General features: G+C 41.2%; 1 pseudogene. It reads right to left on the bottom strand.

From position 1 onward, the window contains the following. Positions 1–1,893 (bottom strand): annotated as a pseudogene (locus tag TZ96_RS10805) (hypothetical protein); the annotation flags it as partial.

Here is a 1,893-nt window from a genome sequence, read left to right as displayed (position 1 = left end):
TGATGGATTTGTAACTACTTTATCAGCTGATTTCTTAACTGTCTTATCTGCTGGGATAACGGCTGTTGTACCATCTGGGTAAGTTACAGTTGTTGTACCGTCGTTGCCAACTTCTACCTTACTTACTGTAGGGTTTGATTTCTTAACTTCTTCTGCTACCTTAGCTTTCTCCGCATCAGTCAAGTTGCTTGGATCTGTTACTGGGGTTACTGTTGGATCCTTAACAGATTTGTCATCTGATTTCTTAACTGTCTTATCTGCTGGAATTACAGCTGTTGTGCCATCTGGGTAAGTTACAGTTGTTGTGCCATCTTTGTCAACCTTAACGTCAGTTACTGTTGGGTTTGATTTCTTAACTTCTTCTGCTACTTTACCTTTTTCCGCATCAGTCAAGTTGCTTGGATCTGTTACTGGAGTTACTGATGGATCCTTAACAGATTTATCAGATGATTTCTTAACTGTCTTATCGGCTGGGATAACGGCTGTTGTGCCATCTGGGTAAGTTACAGTTGTTGTACCATCGTTGCCAACTTCTACCTTACTTACTGTAGGGTTTGATTTCTTAACTTCTTCTGCTACTTTACCTTTTTCCGCATCAGTCAAGTTGCTTGGATCTGTAACTGGGGTTACTGATGGATCCTTAACAGATTTATCAGATGATTTCTTAACTGTCTTATCGGCTGGGATAACGGCTGTTGTGCCATCTGGGTAAGTTACAGTTGTTGTACCATCGTTGCCAACTTCTACCTTACTTACTGTAGGGTTTGATTTCTTAACTTCTTCTGCTACTTTACCTTTTTCCGCATCAGTCAAGTTGCTTGGATCTGTAACTGGGGTTACTGATGGATCCTTAACAGATTTATCAGATGATTTCTTAACTGTCTTATCTGCTGGGATAACGGCTGTTGTGCCATCTGGGTAAGTTACAGTTGTTGTACCGTCGTTACCAACTTCTACCTTACTTACTGTAGGGTTTGATTTCTTAACTTCTTCTGCTACTTTACCTTTTTCCGCATCAGTCAAGTTGCTTGGATCTGTAACTGGGGTTACTGATGGATCCTTAACAGATTTATCAGATGATTTCTTAACTGTCTTATCTGCTGGGATAACGGCTGTTGTGCCATCTGGGTAAGTTACAGTTGTTGTACCGTCGTTACCAACTTCTACCTTACTTACTGTAGGGTTTGATTTCTTAACTGCTTCTGCTATTTTACCTTTTTCCGCATCAGTCAAGTTGCTTGGATCTGTAACTGGGGTTACTGATGGATCCTTAGTACCTTTATCATCTGATTTCTTAACTGTCTTATCTGCTGGAATAACGGCTGTTGTACCATCTGGGTAAGTTACAGTTGTTGTACCATCGTTGTCAACCTTAACGTCAGTCACGGTTGGGTTTGATTTCTTAACTGCTTCCGCTACTTTACCTTTTTCGGCATCAGTCAAGTTGCTTGGATCTGTAACTGGGGTTACTGATGGATCCTTAACGGCTTTATCATCTGATTTCTTAACTGTCTTAGCTGCTGGGATAACGGCTGTGGTGCCATCTGGGTAAGTCACTGTGGTTGTTCCATCTTTACCTACTTCAACATCTTTAGCTGTTGGGTTAGATTTCTTAACTTCATCAGCTACCTTAGCTTTCTCAGCATCAGTCAAGTTGCTTGGATCTGTAACTGGGGTTACTGATGGATCCTTAACAGCTTTATCATCTGATTTCTTAACTGTCTTAGCTGCTGGGATTACGGCTGTGGTGCCATCTGGGTAAGTCACTGTAGTTGTTCCATCTTTACCTACTTCAACATCTTTAGCTGTTGGGTTAGATTTCTTAACTTCATCAGCTACCTTAGCTTTCTCAGCATCAGTCAAGTTGCTTGGATCTGTAACTGGTGTTACAGC

Origin of the sequence: Streptococcus infantis (genome assembly GCF_000963255.1) — a bacterium.
Lineage (GTDB): Bacteria > Bacillota > Bacilli > Lactobacillales > Streptococcaceae > Streptococcus > Streptococcus nidrosiense.
Note: the sequence above shows the minus strand (reverse complement) of the source record. Positions and strands in the feature narration are given on the sequence as shown.